Annotated in this window: 14 protein-coding genes and 2 pseudogenes; 11 read left to right on the top strand and 5 right to left on the bottom strand. The window is 61.0% G+C overall.

What is annotated here, in order from left to right; translation table 11 throughout:
• The first annotated feature begins 245 nt into the window (after positions 1-245).
• Positions 246-1,175 carry an AraC family transcriptional regulator gene (locus C4J92_RS21110; RefSeq protein ID WP_124368199.1) on the top strand — a complete coding sequence of 310 codons (930 nt, stop codon included), beginning with the start codon at positions 246-248 and terminating at the stop codon, positions 1,173-1,175.
• A 120-nt stretch (positions 1,176-1,295) separates the two neighbouring features.
• Here C4J92_RS21110 and C4J92_RS21115 read toward each other — a convergent pair whose 3' ends face one another.
• Genes C4J92_RS21115 through edd form a run of 4 tightly spaced genes read right to left on the bottom strand, consistent with a single transcriptional unit; the run spans position 1,296 to position 6,303 of the window.
• Complete coding sequence (locus C4J92_RS21115) at positions 1,296-2,765, bottom strand: ATP-binding protein (RefSeq protein ID WP_124368200.1); 1,470 nt, start codon at positions 2,763-2,765, stop codon at positions 1,296-1,298.
• Positions 2,755-3,489, bottom strand: a complete 735-nt coding sequence (locus C4J92_RS21120) for a response regulator (protein WP_124364221.1) — start codon at positions 3,487-3,489, stop codon at positions 2,755-2,757. The genes C4J92_RS21115 and C4J92_RS21120 overlap by 11 nt, the downstream gene beginning before the upstream one ends.
• Before the next feature lie 34 nt (positions 3,490-3,523).
• Positions 3,524-4,480, bottom strand: coding sequence for a glucokinase (locus C4J92_RS21125; protein WP_124405166.1), 957 nt, complete (start codon positions 4,478-4,480; stop codon positions 3,524-3,526).
• Positions 4,477-6,303 (bottom strand): phosphogluconate dehydratase, encoded by a 1,827-nt coding sequence (edd, locus tag C4J92_RS21130; RefSeq protein ID WP_124364223.1) that lies wholly within the window; start codon positions 6,301-6,303, stop codon positions 4,477-4,479. The genes C4J92_RS21125 and edd overlap by 4 nt, the downstream gene beginning before the upstream one ends.
• A 220-nt stretch (positions 6,304-6,523) precedes the next feature.
• Here edd and gap point away from each other — a divergent pair, with 220 nt between their 5' ends.
• From gap to C4J92_RS27570, 8 genes and pseudogenes are all read left to right on the top strand, one after another.
• Positions 6,524-7,525: a type I glyceraldehyde-3-phosphate dehydrogenase gene (gap, locus tag C4J92_RS21135; RefSeq protein WP_124364224.1), complete on the top strand. Its 1,002-nt coding sequence runs from the start codon at positions 6,524-6,526 to the stop codon at positions 7,523-7,525.
• A 200-nt stretch (positions 7,526-7,725) separates the two neighbouring features.
• On the top strand, positions 7,726-8,244 hold the full coding sequence (locus C4J92_RS21140; protein ID WP_124368204.1) for an RNA polymerase sigma factor: 519 nt from the start codon (positions 7,726-7,728) through the stop codon (positions 8,242-8,244).
• A gap of 75 nt (positions 8,245-8,319) precedes the next feature.
• Positions 8,320-9,288: a FecR domain-containing protein gene (locus C4J92_RS21145; protein ID WP_124405167.1), complete on the top strand. Its 969-nt coding sequence runs from the start codon at positions 8,320-8,322 to the stop codon at positions 9,286-9,288.
• A 116-nt stretch (positions 9,289-9,404) separates the two neighbouring features.
• Complete coding sequence (locus tag C4J92_RS21150; RefSeq protein WP_124405168.1) at positions 9,405-11,969, top strand: TonB-dependent receptor; 2,565 nt, start codon at positions 9,405-9,407, stop codon at positions 11,967-11,969.
• 137 nt (positions 11,970-12,106) lie between these two features.
• Positions 12,107-12,715 (top strand): biliverdin-producing heme oxygenase, encoded by a 609-nt coding sequence (locus tag C4J92_RS21155; RefSeq protein ID WP_124405169.1) that lies wholly within the window; start codon positions 12,107-12,109, stop codon positions 12,713-12,715.
• Positions 12,716-12,888: 173 nt separating this feature from the next.
• On the top strand, positions 12,889-13,290 hold the full coding sequence (locus C4J92_RS21160; RefSeq protein WP_124405170.1) for a YbaN family protein: 402 nt from the start codon (positions 12,889-12,891) through the stop codon (positions 13,288-13,290).
• A gap of 274 nt (positions 13,291-13,564) precedes the next feature.
• Positions 13,565-14,656 (top strand): annotated as a pseudogene (locus tag C4J92_RS27565) (cache domain-containing protein); the annotation flags it as partial.
• 363 nt (positions 14,657-15,019) lie between these two features.
• Positions 15,020-15,562: pseudogene (locus tag C4J92_RS27570) on the top strand (methyl-accepting chemotaxis protein); the annotation flags it as partial.
• A gap of 40 nt (positions 15,563-15,602) precedes the next feature.
• Here the strand turns inward: C4J92_RS27570 and C4J92_RS21170 are convergent.
• Positions 15,603-16,103 (bottom strand): Lrp/AsnC family transcriptional regulator, encoded by a 501-nt coding sequence (locus C4J92_RS21170; RefSeq protein ID WP_124405171.1) that lies wholly within the window; start codon positions 16,101-16,103, stop codon positions 15,603-15,605.
• 119 nt (positions 16,104-16,222) lie between these two features.
• On the opposite strand from C4J92_RS21170, the gene C4J92_RS21175 reads away from it, so the two are divergent.
• Positions 16,223-17,257: a histone deacetylase family protein gene (locus C4J92_RS21175; protein WP_124405172.1), complete on the top strand. Its 1,035-nt coding sequence runs from the start codon at positions 16,223-16,225 to the stop codon at positions 17,255-17,257.
• Between the two features lie 48 nt (positions 17,258-17,305).
• Complete coding sequence (locus C4J92_RS21180) at positions 17,306-18,358, top strand: ornithine cyclodeaminase (RefSeq protein WP_124405173.1); 1,053 nt, start codon at positions 17,306-17,308, stop codon at positions 18,356-18,358.
• Positions 18,359-18,396: the final 38 nt, after the last annotated feature.

An 18,396-nucleotide genomic window follows, 5' to 3' on the forward strand; every position in this document is an offset into this window, starting at 1 on the left:
TGGGCACGGTTAGTCAATTCCTGCAGGCTTATTGCACAATCCTGCGAGAAGCGTAGGCAGGACGTTCCGGCGCTGGATTTATTCCAGGCCCGAACGGCATATTTCAGGGAGATGACAGCGGCCTTGCTTGCCTGATTCACGAAAAGCCGCAGGATCAGGCAAGGATTGTGCAGAATCGACGTAACACTTTTTGAATACCCACCACTAAGCTGAGCACCATTCAACCAGTGTGTAGAGGACGCCCCATGTCGTCGCCCGACCTCAAGTCCATGCCCCTCGATGCCGAGATGGAAAAGCAGCGTGCCGAACTGGCCAGCATCGTGCACCGCCATACCTGGGAAGATGGCTCCTACGGCACGGCGATCACTTCGCTGTACCTGAACCGCCACAACACGCCGCGTGACTTCATGCCGGTGCTGGTGGAGCCGGCACTGTGCATCCTCGCCAGTGGCAGCAAGGAAGTGCGCCTGGCCGACGAAATCTTCGCCTACGACCCGCTCAATTATTTGGTGTTCTCGGTGGCCATGCCGGTGTCCGGGCGGATTATCGACGCCACCCCCGAAGACCCCAACCTGTCGGTGCGCATCAATATCGACCCGGCCCAGCTCACCGCACTGATCGCCGAGGCCGGCCCGATGGGCGTGCCGTCGCGTCCGACTTCCCGAGGCATGTACGTCGACCGCATCGACCATCAGTTGCTTGATGCCGTGCTACGCCTGACCCGCCTGCTGGATACGCCCAAAGATATCGCGATGCTCGCCCCGCTGATCAACCGCGAAATTCTCTACCGCTTGTTGCGCGGGCCCCAAGGCTATCGCCTGTATGAAATCGCCGTGGCCAACAGCCAGAGCCATCGAGTGAGCCAGGCGATCAAATGGTTGAACGGCAATTACGAACAGCCGCTGCGCATCGATGACCTGGCTCGGGAAGTGAACCTGAGCGTCTCGACCCTGCACCACCGTTTCAAGGCGATCACCGCCATGAGCCCGCTGCAATACCAGAAACAACTGCGCTTGCAGGAAGCTCGGCGGCTGATGATTGCCGAAGGGCTGGAGGCCTCGGCGGCGGGGTATCGGGTGGGATATGAAAGCCCATCGCAGTTCAGCCGGGAGTACAGCCGGTTGTTTGGTGCACCGCCTTTGCGCGACTTGGCCCGGTTACGCCAAAGCATCTGATGCAATGAGATCAAAATGTGGGAGGGGGCTTGCCCCCGATGGCGGTCTATCAGCTATACATCAGCTGACTGACCCACCGCTATCGGGGGCAAGCCCCCTCCCACATTGGTCCGTATTCAGTCAGTCTAATCCGCGCGGCAACTGCAAGGTCACCCGCAACCCACCCTCGCGCAAATTCTGCAAACTCACCTCACCACCATGGCTATGGGCGATATTGCGTGCAATCCCCAACCCCAGCCCATAGCCCTGCTGCTGCCCGGCCAGGCGAAAGTGCGGTTCGAACACCTGCTCCAACCGCTGTTCCGGCACGCCGGGGCCTTCGTCGTCCACATGCAGGACGAACTCGGCGCCATCGTCTTCAATATGCAAATGCGCGTTCTGTCCGTATTTCAGCGCATTGTCGATCAGGTTGCCGATGCAGCGCTTGAGCGCCAGCGGCTTGCCCGGGTAGGTGGTCAGGGCCTGCCCATGCTGGGTCACCCGCCCATTGCCGTTGGGCGCAAGGTAGGGTTCCACCAGGCATTCGAGTACGTGGTTGAGGTCCACCGGCTGGATGTTCTCGTGGATATCGGTGTCTTTCACGCATTGCAACGCGCCCTTGACCAGCAATTCCAATTCATCCAGGTCGCGGCCGAATTTGGCTTGCAGGTTCTCGTCTTCGAGCAGCTCCACGCGCAGGCGCAGGCGTGTGATGGGTGTGCGCAAGTCATGGGAAATCGCGCTGAACAACTGGCTGCGCTCAGTCAGGTAACGGCTGATGCGCTCACGCATGGCATTGAACGCACGGCCGACTTCCACCACTTCACTGCCGCCGCCTTCGGCCACCGGCTCTACATCCGCTCCCAGGGACATGTCCCGCGCCGCCCGCGCCAGGCGCTTGAGCGGGCGGCTCTGCCAATGCACCAGCAGGCCGATGAACAGCAGCAGGAAACCGCTGGTCAACACGATAAACCACACCTGCTGGGCTGGCAGGCCCTGCTCTTCAAGGCTGGTATAGGGTTCGGGCAACAACGAGGCGATGTACAACCATTCACCGGGAGCGAGCTGGATCTGGGTGACCAGCACCGGCGGGTTGACCGGCTCGAGGGTCAACGCGTAATGAGCCCAGGAGCGCGGCAGTTCGTCGAGCTTGAGCCCGGCATTGAAGATGCGCAGGTCTTCGGCGCTGACGAATTCCACCGAGATATGCACATCGGCGCCGAGGGTCTGGCGCAGCACGTCATCCACGGCCACCAGCACCGCCTGCTTGCGCGGGGTTTCGGGCAAGACCTGCATATCCAGCGGGCGATCGTTGAGGGTCACCACAAAACGCGTGCCGCCCATGCTGCGCAACTGGTCGAGCACCAGCGGGCGATAGGCCACTGGTAATGAACGGAAGTAACTCACGCTGGCGGTCATCGAATGCGCCAGGCTACGGGCAGCCGTTACCAGGCCTTCGAGCTGGGTAGCGCGCAGTTGCGACACCCAGATCACGCTGGATAACGCCTGGGCAAACAGCACCGCCAACAGGGTCAGCAGTAACATCCGCCCCAGCAGCGAACGCGGTACCGGGATCCGCCGGCGTAGTTCACGCAGGCGTTCAGTGGGCATTGCCGGCAACCACGCTGGCTGCCAATTGATAGCCGCTGCCGCGCACGGTGCGGATCAGCCGGGGTGGTTTTTCGGTATCGCGCAGACGTTGGCGCAGGCGGCTGACGGCCATGTCGACGATGCGGTCCAGCGGCATCAGGTCGCGGCCCCGGGTGGCGTTGCCGATGGTGTCGCGGTCGAGGATCTGTTGCGGGTGGTCGAGAAACAACTTGAGCAAGGCAAAGTCGGCGCCGGAGAGGATCACCTCTTCGCCGTCCACATGAAACAGGCGATGGCTGATCATATCCAGGCGCCACTCATCGAACACCAACACCTCGCCGCCACTGCTGCGCTCCTGGCCGAACTGGCAGCGCCGCAGCAGCGCCTTGATCCGCGCCTGCAGTTCGCGGGGGCTGAACGGCTTGCCGATATAGTCATCGGCGCCCAGTTCCAGGCCGATCACGCGGTCGGCTTCGTCGGAACTGGCGGTGAGCATGATGATCGGCACCTGCGCCTGGCGCGGGTGCTGGCGGATCCAACGGCAAAGACTGAAACCGTCTTCATCGGGCAACATCACATCCAGGATGACCAGGTCGCACGGCGCCTCGTTCATCGCCTGGCGGAACCCCGCGCCATCGGCCACGCCACGGACCTGGAAGCCGGCGCGACTGAGGTAGGTTTGCAGCAATTCGCGGATTTCCTGGTCGTCGTCGACGAGGAGAATCGATTTACTGATTACGCTCACGGGGTCCTCCTTGTTGTTATGAGGCCGTCACAGCCTAAGCAAATGCCTGCTCAAGCGCCACACCCGCACCGGTCAACCCGGAATACGGCGCGGTCACCAGCCACACCGGGATGCCTTTGAAGTAATCACTCATGCAGCCTTTGTCGGCAAAGCTCCTGGCGAAACCGCTGCGGATAAAGAAGTCGGCAAACCTCGGTATCACCCCGCCCACGATATACACACCGCCCCGCCCGCCCGTGGTCAGCACATTGTTGCCGGCCACTCGGCCCAGCCAGATGCAGAACTGGTCGAGCACTTCCAGCGCCACTGGGTCGCCCGCCAGGCCCGCCGCCGTGATGGCCTCGGGCGTGTGCAGCACCGGGGTGTGCCCGTCCACCGCACAAATCGCCCGGTACAGGCGCGGCAAACCACCACCGCTCAACGCGGTTTCAGCGCTGACGTGGCCGATCTCGCTGTAGATGTGTTGCCACAACTGGGTTTCACGCGGGCTGCTCAGGGGCAGGTCGACATGGCCGCCCTCCCCCGGCAACGCCGCCCAACGGCCTGCGCCGAGGTCCAGCAAGGTACCGACGCCCAGGCCGGTGCCCGGGCCGATCACCACAGCCGGGCGCAACGGCTCCGGGGTACCTTCGCACACCACGCGAAATTCATCGGGCTGCAAGCGGGTCATGCCCAGGGCCATGGCCGAGAAGTCATTGACCAGCAGCAATTCGTCTACCTGCAACGCCTGGCAGAAAGCCGTCTTGCTCAAGCGCCAGTGATTGTTGGTGAACTTGAATTCATCGCCGCTCACCGGGCCGGCCACCGACAGGCATACCGCGCCAATGTCACCCAGCACCAGGCCTACCTCCCTGAGATAGACCTTGATGGCCTCCTCAGGGCTGGCGTGATCCACCGTGGCCTGCACGCGGATCGAATGCAGTGCCTGATCCCGCCACAACGCAAAACGGGCGTTGGTACCCCCGATGTCACCGACCAGCGCTAACTTCACTTAAGCGTCTCCAAGGCACAGGTAAAGGCGCTGGCGCCTTGCTCTGCGGAGCTTGCGGCCAAGCGCATGAATGCAAACAACTCGCGACCGGCGCCCACGTTATTGCCCAACAGGCCCGTGGCCGGCGTGCGCGCGGCAAATTCTTCGGCGTCCACCTTAAGCTCAAGGGTGCCGGTAACGCCATCGACGCGAATGATATCGCCATCCTGGACCCGCGCCAGCGGCCCGCCGCTCTGGGCTTCGGGGTTGACGTGGATCGCGGCGGGAATCTTACCCGAGGCGCCGGACATACGCCCGTCTGTCACCAGGGCGACTTTGAACCCACGGTCCTGCAACACCCCAAGGAACGGCGTCATTTTGTGCAATTCGGGCATGCCGTTGGAGCGCGGGCCCTGGAAGCGCATCACCGCGACAAAGTCTTTTTCCAGCTGGCCTGCCTTGAAGGCATCGGCCAGGTCCTGTTGATCCTGGAACACCACCGCCGGCGCTTCGACCACTTGGTGCTCGGGCGCTACTGCCGAGACTTTCATCACGCCACGGCCGAGGTTGCCTTCCATCACCCGCAGGCCGCCTTCCGGCGAAAACGCACGGGCCACGGGGCGCAGGATGGTTTCATCGAGGCTTTCGATGGGGCCGTCGCGCCAGATCAGTTCGCCGTCAACCAGGAACGGTTCCTGGGTGTAACGGCTCAAGCCCTTGCCCGCCACGGTGTTGACGTCTTCGTGCAGCAGGCCGGCCTCGAGCAGTTCGCGGATCAGGAACGACATGCCGCCCGCTGCCTGGAAGTGGTTGATGTCAGCCTTGCCGTTCGGGTACACGTGCGACAGGGTCGGCACCACTTCGGAGAGGTCGGCCATGTCCTGCCAGGTCAGGATGATGCCCGCCGACATGGCGATGGCCGGCATGTGCAGGGTGTGGTTGGTGGACCCGCCCGTGGCGTTGAGGGCGACGATGGAGTTGACGAGTGACTTCTCGTCGACGATCTCGCCGATCGGCGTGAAGTTGCCGTTGGCCTTGGTCAGGCGTGTGACCTGGTGCGCGGCCTCGCGGGTGAGCGCATCGCGCAGCGGCGTATACGGGTTGACGAACGAGGCGCCCGGCAGGTGCAGGCCCATCACTTCCATCAACAGTTGGTTGGTGTTGGCGGTGCCATAAAAGGTGCAGGTGCCGGGGCTGTGGTAGGACTTCATTTCCGATTCCAGCAGCTCTTCGCGGGTGGCCTTGCCTTCGGCGTAGCGCTGGCGCACATCGGCTTTCTGCTTGTTGGAGATGCCCGACGGCATCGGCCCGCCGGGCACGAAGATCATCGGCAGGTGGCCGTAGCGCAGCGCGCCCATCATCAGGCCGGGGACGATCTTGTCGCAGATGCCCAGCATCAACGCTGCGTCGAACATGTTATGGGACAGCGCGACCGCCGTGGACATGGCGATCACTTCACGGCTGAGCAGGCTCAGCTCCATACCCGGCTCGCCCTGGGTCACGCCGTCGCACATGGCGGGCGTGCCGCCGGCGAACTGGCCGACCGAGCCGACTTCGCGCAGGGCTTTCTTGATTTGTTCAGGGAAATGTTCGTACGGCTGATGCGCCGAGAGCATGTCGTTATACGAAGAAACAATTGCCACGTTGGCGGCATTCATCATGCGCAGGCTGTTTTTGTCTTCGGTGCCGCAACCGGCCACGCCGTGGGCGAAGTTGGCGCACTGCAGCTTGCCGCGCATCGGACCGTCGCTGGCTGCGCCGCGAATGAGCGCAAGGTAAGCCTCGCGGGTGGCGCGGCTGCGGGCGATAAGCCGTTCGGTGACCTCAAGGACGCGGGGATGCATGTATAGAACTCCAGGCTAACGGATGTGGCGACCTGAGTGTCTATGCTGATCAAACGCCCGCAGCGCATGGATGGCAGGCAGTCGTTTGGATCATCGGACCAGTTGATTCAGGTCACTCGTTGTAGATTGAACAAAATATTGCCACTAAAAAGGCTTGTTTTCTATTTTTATGCGAATAATCTTGTAATTCTTACAACAAATCGACGATAGGCACTTTCCAATGACTCTACGTATCGCAATCAACGGTTTTGGCCGTATCGGCCGTAATGTTCTGCGCGCACTGTATACCCAAGGCTATCGCCAGGATTTGCAGATCGTCGCCATCAATGATCTGGGCGACAGCTCGATCAATGCCCACCTGCTCAAATATGACACCGTGCATGGCACATTCGAAGCAGAGGTCGCCCACGATCAGGAAAGCCTGACCGTCAATGGCGACCGGATCGCCGTGAGTGCCATTCGCAACCCGGCCGACCTGCCGTGGGCCGCGCACAAGATCGACGTGGTGTTCGAATGCACCGGCCTGTTCACCGATCGTGACAAGGCCGCCGCCCATATTAGCGCCGGTGCGCGCAAGGTGATCATCTCTGCCCCGGCCAAGGGCGCGGATGCGACCGTGGTCTACGGTGTAAACCATGACATTTTGCGTCAATCGCACCAGATCATCTCCAACGCGTCGTGCACCACCAACTGCCTGGCGCCGGTGGCCCAAGTGCTGCACCGCGAACTGGGCATCGAAAGCGGCCTGATGACCACGATTCACGCCTATACCAACGACCAGAACCTCACCGACGTCTACCACACCGACCCGTACCGCGCGCGTTCGGCCACCCAGAACATGATCCCGAGCAAGACCGGCGCCGCTGAAGCCGTCGGCCTGGTATTGCCGGAACTGGCGGGCAAGCTGACCGGCATGGCGGTGCGCGTGCCGGTGATCAACGTGTCGCTGGTGGACCTTACCGTGCAGCTGAAAAAAGAAGCCACGGCCGATGAAGTCAACGCGCTGTTGAAACACGCCAGCCAGCACTCGAAAATCCTCGGCTACAACACCCTGCCGCTGGTCTCCAGTGATTTCAACCATAACCCGCTGTCTTCGATCTTCGATGCCAACCACACCAAGGTGAGCGGCAAGTTGCTTAAAGTGCTGGCCTGGTATGACAACGAGTGGGGCTTCTCGAACCGGATGCTGGATAACTGCCTGGCGCTGTGTAACGCCGAATAATTCCCTTTGGAATGCGGCTTGTGTGGGAGGGGGCTTGCTCCCGATGGCGGTGTGTCAGTCAGCCTGTTCATGACTGATATACCGCTATCGGGAGCAAGCCCCCTCCCACATTTGAGCGATGCAAGGCTGCTGAAATAGCCACTTGCCATTTGAGTTGATGATAAGCATTATCATTAACTGCCAATCGGTCTGGTATCACTGTGAGCCAATCTCGCTTCAACCACGTCTTTCTCACCCAACGGGTGATTCTGCTGCGCACGCTGCAACGCATGGTGAATAACCACAGCACCGCCGAGGACCTGTTGCAGGAAACCTACCTGCGCGTGACCCGGGCCCTGAGTGAGCGGCCGATCGACCACCTTGAACCCTTCGTCTACCAGACCGCGCGCAACCTGGCGCTGGATCATTTGCGTTCGCGCAGGATCCAGGCCCGCACCCTGCAGGAAGATGTCCCGCTGGATATCCTGCAAAGCGTTGCCGCCCCGATCAGCACACCCGAAGACGCGACCCAGGCCGAGCAATTGCTCGAGCACCTGAGCGTCAGCCTGGGCCAGTTGAGTGCTCGCCAGCAGCGGATCTTCATCCTCAGCCGCCTGCACGGTTGCAGCTACCAGGAAATCGCCGATCAGCTGCAGGTGTCCTTGAGCACCGTACAAAAGGAACTGAAGTTGATCATGGCCATCTGTGTAGGTGTGGCCGAACGGCTGGATCAGCCTTAAGCTTCACGCCGACAGAAGTGTCGATCCAGGCTGTAGGAAAAATGAATAGAACGTGGCGAAGACCCGAGGAACACCGTGACGGACCCGAATAAACTGCGCCCCCACGAGCTGGCTCACGAGGTGCTGCAAGACACGGCCATGGACCAAGCCCTCGACTGGCTGATCGCCTTGCAGTGCGCGCAACCCGGCCAGCAAGCCGCGTTCCACGCGTGGCTCGCCGAGGACCCGGCGCACGCCCACGCCTTCAGCAAAGCCCAGGCCGCCTGGGGTGGCGCGCCCGTACACAGCGCCGCCGTGGCCCTGGCCGCGCCACGCAAACCAAGCGCCTGGCGCCGGATCAAACCGCATTGGAAACCCCTGGCCACCGCCGCCGTGCTGCTGCTTGGCCTGTTCAGCTTCAGCAACCTGCCGGTACGCCTGCAGGCCGACCACCTCACCGTGGTCGGTGAACGCCAGCGCCTGCAACTGGACGAGGGCGCCAACGTACTGCTGAACACCAATTCGGCGTTTTCCAGCCGCATCAAGGACCACCAGCGCATCGCCCGCCTCTACCAGGGCGAAGCGTTTTTCGACATCGCCCCCAGCCGTGGCCTGCCGCTGGAAATTGACGCCGGCCCGGTGCGCGCCAGCGTGCGCGACACCGCGTTCGCCGTGCGCTATCTCGACGGCGAAGCCCAGGTGCAAGTGCAGCGCGGCGATGTCGACCTGAGCAACACCGTCGACGACGCCCGGGTGCGCCTGAGTGCCGGTGAAAGCATCCGCATCGGCCCCAAGGGCTTTGGTCAGCCGGCCAAGCTGGACGCCGGCAAGGACCTGGCCTGGGTCCAGGGCCGACTGGTGTTCGAAAACTGCCCGATGGGCGAAGTGCTGGCGGAGCTGCGTCGCTATTATCCGGGCTGGATCGTCAACACCAACGACAGGCTCGCCAGTGTCGCCGTCACCGGTAACTATCGGCTCGACCAACCGCTGGACGTGGTGCGTTCCCTGGCCCACATCACCTCGGCCAAGCTGTCGGAATACCCGGCGCTGGTGATCTTGAACTAAATGAGAATTATTTTTACTCGATGCTGACCGGCGATACGTCTCGTTATAGCCAATGCAACTGATTCCTATTTGGTTCAGTTCGCAACTATAAGTTTCGTATCTCCGGAGCGCTCTCGATGTCCTCTCGTTTCAACCGCCGGTCTTGTTCGCCCGTCCTGTCTCTGCTGACCGCCGCCATACTGATGGCCGGCGTGCCGGCAATGGCCGCCACTGCCGCCGAACCCGCACCGCGCAGCCAAGGCACCTACACTTTCAGCATCGAACAGCAGCCCCTGGTGTCGGCGCTGAACGCTTTCACCGGCGTGACCGGCTGGCAAGTCGGGCTGCCGGCTGAGTTGGGCCAGGGTGTGTCGTCTCCTGGGGTGCGCGGTGCGTTGTCGCCGGAGAAAGCGCTGGAGCGGATGTTGGTGGGGACCAACCTGAGCTATCGCAAGCTGGGCAACAACAACATCGTCCTGGAGAAACGTGCCGCCGGCGGCGCCCTCAACCTGCAGCAGGTGACCATCAGCGCCACCCGTACCGAGCAGGATGTGAACAGCGTACCGAGCATGGTCAGCGTGCACGACCGCCAGGAACTGGACCGCCAGAACGTCAACACCACCCGTGAGCTGGTGCGCTACGAACCTGGCGTGTCGGTGGGCGGCGCCGGCACGCGCTCGGGCAATGCTGGCTATAACATTCGCGGTATCGACGGCGACCGCATTCTGACCCAGGTCGACGGCGTGGAAGTGCCCGACAACTTTTTCAATGGCCCCTACGCCAAGACCCGGCGCAACTACGTTGACCCGGAAATCGTCAAGCGCGTAGAGATCCTGCGCGGGCCGGCCTCGGCCCTGTACGGCAGCAGCGCCATTGGCGGCGCGGTGAGCTATTTCACCCTCGACCCGGATGACATCATCCAGCCCGGCCAGGACGTCGGCGCCCGCCTGAAGACCGGCTACAGCTCCGCCGACGAAAGCTGGCTGACCTCCGCCACCGTCGCCGGCCGTGTGCAGGACGTCGACGGTTTGCTGCACCTGAGCCAGCGCAACGGCCACGAAACCGAGTCCTATGATGGCAACAACGCCACCGGCCTGGCCCGTACCGGCGCCAACCCGGAGGACGCACGCACCACCAACGTGCTGGCCAAACTGGGTTGGAATTATGGCGACGATAACCGCCTGGGCCTGACGTACGAGAAGTACAAGGATGATCGCGACATCAACCTGAAGAATGCGGTGGGCGGCCCGTTCATTGGTGGGCGCGGCTTCAACCTTTACCGTGACCGTCGCGGCAACGACACCATTACCCGTGAACGTTTCGGCCTGGAAAACAGCTTCGCCCTCGACTCGCCGATGGCCGACCGCATCAAGACCAGCCTCAACTACCAGATCGCCAAGACCGACCAGACCACCGCTGAAATCTATCAGTCGGGCCGTCGTGTACTGCGCACCCGCGAAACCCTGTACGAAGAAAAGCAGTGGGTCTTCGATGCACAGCTGGACAAGGCCTTCAGCCTTGGCGACACCGAGCACCAGGTGACCTACGGCACCACCCTCAAGCAGCAGAAAGTCACCGGTTCGCGTGAAGGCAGCGCCACTTGCCTGGCGGTCGGCAGCGGCTGCACCGCCATCGGCGCGCCCAGCCCGTCGGCTGGCGACAGCGTGAAGAAATCCAGTGATTTCCCCGACCCGACCATCAACACTTATTCGCTGTTCGCCCAAGACCAGATCAGCTGGAATAAATGGACCTTCCTGCCCGCCGTACGCTACGACTACACCCGGCTCAAGCCCAAGCTGACCGAGGAATTCCTCAGCACCGTAAACCCCACCGGTGAATATGCGGTCGACGGCAAGGACAAAACCTGGCACCGCGTCACGCCCAAGTTCGGCCTGACCTACGCCCTGACCGATCAATACACCTGGTTCGGCCAATACGCCGAAGGTTTCCGCACACCGTCGGCCAAGGCGCTGTACGGCCGCTTCGAAAACCTCAACCTGGGCTACACCGTGGAGCCCAACCCCGACCTCAAGCCGGAAACCAGCAAGGGCATCGAAACCGGACTGCGCGGCAAGTTCGACGAGGGCTCGTTTGAAATCGCGGTGTTCTATAACAAATACCGCGACTTCATCGACGAAGACAACGCGGTGGTCGGCGGCACCGTCGAGCAGTTCCAAGCGGTGAATATCAAACGCGCCACCATCAAGGGCGCCGAAGCCAAGGGCCGCCTGAACCTGGATGCCTTCGGTGCGCCGCAGGGCCTGTACACCCAGGGAGCGGTGTCCTACGCCCATGGCCGCAACGACGACAACGGCCAGCCGCTCAACAGCGTCAACCCGCTCAAGGGCGTCTTCGGCCTGGGCTACGACCAGGACAGCTACGGCGGCCTGCTGAGCTGGACCCTGGTGAAAAAACAGAATCGCGTCGACAGCAGCACCTTCCACGCCCCGGACGGCGATACCAGCGGCCCGTTCAAGACGCCGGGGTTCGGCATTCTCGACCTGAGCGCTTATTACAAGGTCTCCCACGACGTGACCATCAACGGCGGCGTCTACAACCTCACCGACAAGAAGTACTGGAACTGGGACGACGTGCGCAGCTACGACAGCGTCGGCGAAGCCGCGGTGACCGGCCCGGCCAACCTTGATCGCCTGACCCAACCGGGTCGCAACTTCGCGATCAATGTGATCTGGGACATCTGACGCCACCCGCTGCATCTCGCCGCGATGATCGAGCGGCGAGGTGCGGAATTTTTACTGTGCCGCGTCTTCCTGTTCGTCTAGTTGATAACCGCTCTCTTCAGAGCCAGAAAGGCGCTCCCCCTCTCAAGGACTTTTTCATGACCGCTTCTCCTACCGCAGAACGTCCAAGCCTGCGCTCCCAGCGCCTGAACCACATCACCCACGCGCCACACACCAGGCTCGACGCGTTGGTAAAGGCCCACGCCCCGTTTGCAACCCAGGCCAACTTCGCCCGCTTCGTGGTGGCGCAATACCTGTTCCAATCGGAGTTGGTGGCGCTGTACAACGATGCCGAACTGAACCGGATCATCCCCAACCTGGCCGAACGCTGCCGCGCAGACGCCGCCAGACTCGACCTGGGCGACCTCGATACCGAGGTGCCGGCCCCGGTTGCCGGGGCGGTGAACAACCCGGGTGTGGCCGAAGCCCTGGGCTGGCTGTTCGTCTCCGAAGGCTCCAAACTGGGCGCTGCCTTCCTGATCAAACGGGCCGTGGGCCTGGGCCTGAGCGAAACCTTCGGCGCGCGTCACCTGGGCGAGCCGGCGGGCGGCCGTGCCGAAGGCTGGAAGAGCTTCACCCGCACCCTCGATGCAATGCAATTGAGCGCCGCGGAAGAAGCCGCCATGGATAAAGGCGCGATCGATGCGTTTGTGCGCTTCACCGTCTTGCTGGAACAGGCGTACGCTAGCGCCCCTGAACTGGCCTGATTGCGACTTGATCCTGAATTGAAATGCAATCAACTGTGGGAGGGGGCTTGCTCCCGATAGCGGTGTATCAGCCAATGAATCCATAACTGACCCACCGCCATCGGGGGCAAGCCCCCTCCCACAGTTTGACCCTATTTCAAGCTGATTTTTGTTACCTCCTTATTGCACACACCATGACCGGCAAAACCCAATCCACCTCGAAAATCGCGCAGATCCTTTACGGCCTGCTGGCCTACGTCAGCCTGGGGATCGGCTTGGTGGCGATTGTCATACCGGGTTTGCCCACCACTGAATTCATCCTGCTCGCCGCCTGGGCTGCGACCAAAAGCTCACCACGCCTCAGCGCCTGGCTGGAAAACCACCGCCTGTTCGGGCCGATCCTGTTCAACTGGCGCAATGGCAAGATCATCGCGCGCCGGGCCAAAGTCAGCGCCACCGTCAGCATGTTGCTGTGCGCCGCCCTGATGCTGGTGATGCTCGATCATGGCTGGCCGATCTACCTGGCAATCGCCGGCATGAGCCTGGGCAACCTGTGGATCTGGTCGCGCCCCGAACGGCTTGCACGGCCCGTGTAACACTGCGTGTAGGGACTTTCCTACCGCTCATCGCCTGTCACTCATGAATTGATTTGTTACGCCGATGTTTCAGACATGGCGCCGAATGGACTTGGCTCTGCGCATTTCAACAAGTCCATTCGTGAGTGAACCTATGTTCGACACCCTCTCTATCCGCTTGAAAATCGTGCTGCTGTCCGGCCTCTGCCTGTTAGGGGTGATCGCGCTGGTGGTCGGCATCAATATCTACACCACCAACCAGAACGATCAGTTGGTCAGTGACTCAAGCTCACAAATGCTGACTGCCAGTGTGGAACAGCTGCTGCAAGCCAAGGCGGCCGAACAGTCGGTGCAGTTGCAGAAAACCTTCAATGAAAACCTGCTGGTGGTCACCGCCCTTGCTGATCAGATCAAAGGCCTGCGCACCCTGGGCGCCAAGCGCTCGCTGGACGCGGGTGCCCTGCGCGAAGACATCAACCAGAGCGTAAAAACCGCTTTTGAGCGTAACACCAAGGTGCTGGGCATCTGGCTGTCGTTCGAACCCAACGGACTGGATGGCAAGGACAGCGAGTTCATCGACGACAAAGCACGCGTCTCCAACGAAAAAGGCCGCTTCTCCAGCTACTGGAGCCGGGCCGGCGGCGACAGTCTGAACACCATCATGGTTGAAGATGACCTGACGAAAACCAGCCTCAACCTCAGCGGCACGCCCTACAACATTTGGTACACCTGCCCACGGGACACTCGTACCACGTGCCTGCTGGACCCGTACGAAGACACGGTGGCCGGCAAACCCGTGCTGATGACCACCATCTCCCTGCCCTTGATCGTGGATGGCAAGGTTATCGGCGTCGTCGGTGTCGATATCGCCCTCAATGCCCTGCAAGCCGTCACCGATGCGGCGCAGAAAGACCTGTTCAACGGCGCGGCGCACTTGGAGGTGCTGTCCAGCACCGGCCTGATTGCGGCCTACAGCGGTGAACCGGCCAGAGTGGGCAAGAACCTGATCGACACGCTCGGCGCCGAAGGCAAAGAGATCGTGCAGCTGCTCGCCAACGACCGCCCCATGATCCGCGAGCAGGACGAGACCATTCGCGCCGTGTACCCCGTCAAGCCGATACCCGACGCCAAATCCTGGGGCGTGGTGATCAAACTGCCCAAAGCGGTGATGCTGGCCGATAACGTGAAGCTGCAAGGTGTGCTTGATGACGCACAGGCCACAGGCACCCTCAAGGCCTTGCTGGTAGCGGCTGCCGCCGCCCTGGTAGGCCTGCTGCTGATCTGGCTGACCGCCACCGGCGTGACCCGCCCGATCAACAGCGTGGCGGCCATGCTCAAAGACATCGCCAGCGGCGACGGCGACCTCACCCAGCGCCTGGCCTACAGCAAAAAAGACGAACTGGGCGAGCTGGTGAACTGGTTCAACCGCTTCCTCGACAAGCTGCAACCAACCATCGCGCAGATCAAACAAAGCATCACCGAAGCGCGCGGCACTGCCGACCAGTCCTCGGCCATTGCGCGCCAGACCAGCGAAGGCATGCAGGTGCAATTTCGCGAAATCGACCAGGTGGCCACCGCGTCCAATGAGATGAGCGCCACCGCCCATGACGTCGCCAACAGCGCCTCCAATGCCGCCAGCGCGGCACGCGGTGCGGATCAGTCGGCCCGCGAAGGCATGTCGATCATCGAACAAAGCACCCGTGATATCACCAAGCTTGCCGAAGAAGTCAGCAAGGCCGTCGGCGAAGTCGAGGCGTTGGCCGTCAACAGCGAACAGATCGGTTCAGTCCTGGAAGTAATCCGCAGCATCGCCGAACAGACCAACCTGCTGGCGTTGAACGCAGCGATCGAAGCGGCGCGCGCCGGGGAAAGCGGGCGCGGTTTCGCGGTGGTGGCCGACGAGGTGCGTAACCTGGCCAAACGCACCCAGGATTCGGTAGAGGAAATTCGCCTGGTGATCGAACGCATCCAGAGCGGCACCCGTGGCGTGGTGGCGACCATGCATTCGAGCCAGCACCAGGCCCAAAGCAATGCCGGGCAGATCCACCAAGCCGTGCAGGCCCTGGGCAAGATCAGCGACGCCGTGACGGTGATCAGCGACATGAACCTGCAGATTGCCAGCGCCGCCGAACAGCAAAGCGCGGTGGCTGAAGAGGTCAATCGCAACGTCTCCGCGATCCGAACCGTCACCGAAACCCTCACCGGCCAAGCCACCGAATCGGCAGCCATCAGCAGCCAGCTCAATGCTTTGGCCAGCCAGCAAATGAAGTTGATGGATCAGTTCAAGGTCTAAATAACACCACACCTCACTGTGGGAGGGGGCTGGCCCTCGCTCAATCCTTTCCCAGTGTTGGTATCGCAATGCGGCTACTGGACTTGACTTCACGCAAAGCCAGGCTGGACTGGATGGACGCAATCCCCACCTGACGCCTGAGCACCTGCTCGACGAAGTCGCTGTAGCTATCAAGATCCTTCGCCAACACCTGCAACACATAATCGGCATCGCCAGTGATCTTGTGACAAGCCAACACCTGCGGCAATTGCGCAATCACTGCCTCAAAGGCGTCGGGCGCATGGTCGGCGTGGGTCGAAAAACGGATATGCACAAACGCCATGATATCCAACCCCAGCATGCGTCGATCAAGGTTGGCTTGATAGCCCGTTATGACGCCCGCCTCCTCCATTCTCTTACGCCTTCGCCAACAAGGCGTCAGGCTTGAAGACAGTCGCTCACTGAGCTCGGCGTTGGAAATACTCGCATCCTCCTGCAGCAACTCAAGGATAGCGAGGTCGGTTTGGTCGAGGCTGATGCGTTTGGAAATTTTTTTCTGCATAACGCCATTCCTGAGTAAAAACACCCGATAAATCTACTAATCATCGAAAACAAAGCAAAGAAATCGCCTCCTGGCCAGAACAGAATATTTGCACTGGCTCACACTAACGGATGCGCAGAATGTTTACAGTTTTTAGTGATTCCCACCGTTTGCACCACGGCACAGAATTAAAAGACGGCGTACTCAAACCGTCGTTCGAACAGCCCAGTCGAGCCGATACCGTCCATGACCGCGTCAAGCAGGTCGGCCTTGGCCAGATCATCGAACCGCGCGCATTTGACCGATCGTGCTACGTCAACGCGCACAGCGAGCGCTATGTCAGTTTTCTGGAAAGCGCGTGGACACAATGGCGCGCAACCGGACGCACTCACGATGCTTTGCCGCTGGTATGGCCCGTGCGCGACCTGGCCAATGATCAAGTACCGACCTTCATCGACGGCAAGCTGGGTTTCTACGCCATGGATGCCGGCTCCCCGATTACTGCAACCACCTGGCAAGCCGTAAAAACCAGTGCCGATATCGCCCTCACCGGCCTTGCCCTGATCGATGAAGGCCACGACAGCGCTTTCGCACTGTGTCGCCCGCCGGGACATCACGCAGCGCGCGAATACATGGGTGGCTACTGCTACCTCAATAACGCGGCCATTGCCGCACAGCAAGCCATTACCCAAGGCGCCAAACGTGTCGCGGTATTGGATGTCGATTTTCATCATGGCAATGGTACACAGAACATTTTCTACGACCGCAGTGACGTGATGTTCGTCTCGCTGCATGGCGAGCCGGCCGTTTCCTATCCCTACTACTCAGGCTTCAGCACCGAAGTCGGCACCGGCCTCGGCGAGGGATTCAACCACAACTACCCCTTGCCCAAAGGCACCACCTGGGAAAGCTACTGCAACGCCCTGCTCCATGCCTGCAAGAAGCTCCAGCACTTTGCGCCAGAGGTGCTGGTGATTTCACTGGGAGTCGACACATTCAAGGACGATCCCATCAGCCACTTCCTGCTGGAAAGCGAGGATTTCATCGGGATCGGAGAGCTTATTGCCAGCGTTGGCTGCCCCACCCTGTTCGTGATGGAAGGGGGTTACATGGTCGATGAAATCGGCATCAACGCCGTCAACGTGCTGCACGGATTCGAGAGCAAACGCAACTGAGCCATCCCTCGCTCAACGGCCTTCAATTCTGCAACGGAGAATAAAAACATGACGCTGTTTATAGATGTCGATGATGCTGCACGCCTGTTCACACAAGTAGGCATCCGACGCGCTATCCGTGACATGGCGACCTACATCAACGCCGACTACGCACGCTGGTCGCAATTTGATAAATCGCCACGCACCGCCAACCACTCGGCAGCAGGTGTCATCGAACTGATGCCCACCGACGATGGCCAGCAGTATTCATTCAAATACGTGAACGGCCACCCGCACAACGGCCAGCAGAACCTGCTGACGGTCATGGCCTTCGGCGTTCTGGCCGAGGTGCAGAGTGGCTATCCCACCCTGCTCAGCGAACTGACCTTGACCACCGCCGTGCGTACCGCCGCAACGTCCGCGCTGGTGGCGCAATCGCTGGCTCGCTCGAATGCGACCTCGATGGCTCTCATCGGTAACGGTGCCCAGAGTGAATTTCAGGCGCTCGCTTTTCATGAAATGTTGGGCATCAGCGAAATCCGCATCTTCGATATCGATCACGACGCGTCCCTCAAGTTGAAGCACAACCTCGCGATGTTCCCGGACATTGAAGTCATTCTGGCCAGCTCCGTGAAGGAAGCGGTCAAAGGCGCAGATATCGTCACCACGGTCACCGCCGACAAAGCCTATGCAACGATTCTGACCCCCGACATGATCGAGCCCGGCATGCACATCAATGCGGTCGGCGGTGACTGCCCGGGTAAAACCGAACTGCATGCCGATATCCTGCGCAAAGCTCGGGTCATCGTCGAATTCGAGCCGCAAACACGCATTGAGGGCGACATTCAGCAACTGGAAGCCGATTCCCCCGTGATCGAATTTTTCCGGATTGCGCAGGGCGAAGTGGCCGGACGCGAAAACGATATGCAGGTGACTGTCTTCGATTCGGTGGGCTTTGCCCTGGAAGACTTTTCGTCACTGCGCTACCTCAATGATCTGGCTCAGGCACAGCAAATCGGTCAACGCATCCACCTGGTACCGACGCCGGCCAACATCAAAAATCTCTTTCAACTGCTGGATCCGCAACCGGCCAAAGCCTCGCGTCTGCGCACCGTCAACTGATCGGTAATGACCGCCCCCAGCCACTTGGCGAGGGGGCC

The organism is Pseudomonas sp. R3-18-08 (assembly GCF_003852065.1).
GTDB lineage: Bacteria > Pseudomonadota > Gammaproteobacteria > Pseudomonadales > Pseudomonadaceae > Aquipseudomonas.

Bases quoted from the DNA above. Each gene is read 5' to 3' on its own strand.
- C4J92_RS21170 (WP_124405171.1), bottom strand. From the start codon at position 16,103: ATGCAGAAAAAAATTTCCAAACGCATCAGCCTCGACCAAACCGACCTC.
- C4J92_RS21175 (WP_124405172.1), top strand. From the start codon at position 16,223: ATGTTTACAGTTTTTAGTGATTCCCACCGTTTGCACCACGGCACAGAA.
- C4J92_RS21150 (WP_124405168.1), top strand. From the start codon at position 9,405: ATGTCCTCTCGTTTCAACCGCCGGTCTTGTTCGCCCGTCCTGTCTCTG.
- C4J92_RS21115 (WP_124368200.1), bottom strand. From the start codon at position 2,765: ATGCCCACTGAACGCCTGCGTGAACTACGCCGGCGGATCCCGGTACCG.
- C4J92_RS21180 (WP_124405173.1), top strand. From the start codon at position 17,306: ATGACGCTGTTTATAGATGTCGATGATGCTGCACGCCTGTTCACACAA.
- gap (WP_124364224.1), top strand. From the start codon at position 6,524: ATGACTCTACGTATCGCAATCAACGGTTTTGGCCGTATCGGCCGTAAT.
- edd (WP_124364223.1), bottom strand. From the start codon at position 6,303: ATGCATCCCCGCGTCCTTGAGGTCACCGAACGGCTTATCGCCCGCAGC.
- C4J92_RS21110 (WP_124368199.1), top strand. From the start codon at position 246: ATGTCGTCGCCCGACCTCAAGTCCATGCCCCTCGATGCCGAGATGGAA.
- C4J92_RS21155 (WP_124405169.1), top strand. From the start codon at position 12,107: ATGACCGCTTCTCCTACCGCAGAACGTCCAAGCCTGCGCTCCCAGCGC.
- C4J92_RS21160 (WP_124405170.1), top strand. From the start codon at position 12,889: ATGACCGGCAAAACCCAATCCACCTCGAAAATCGCGCAGATCCTTTAC.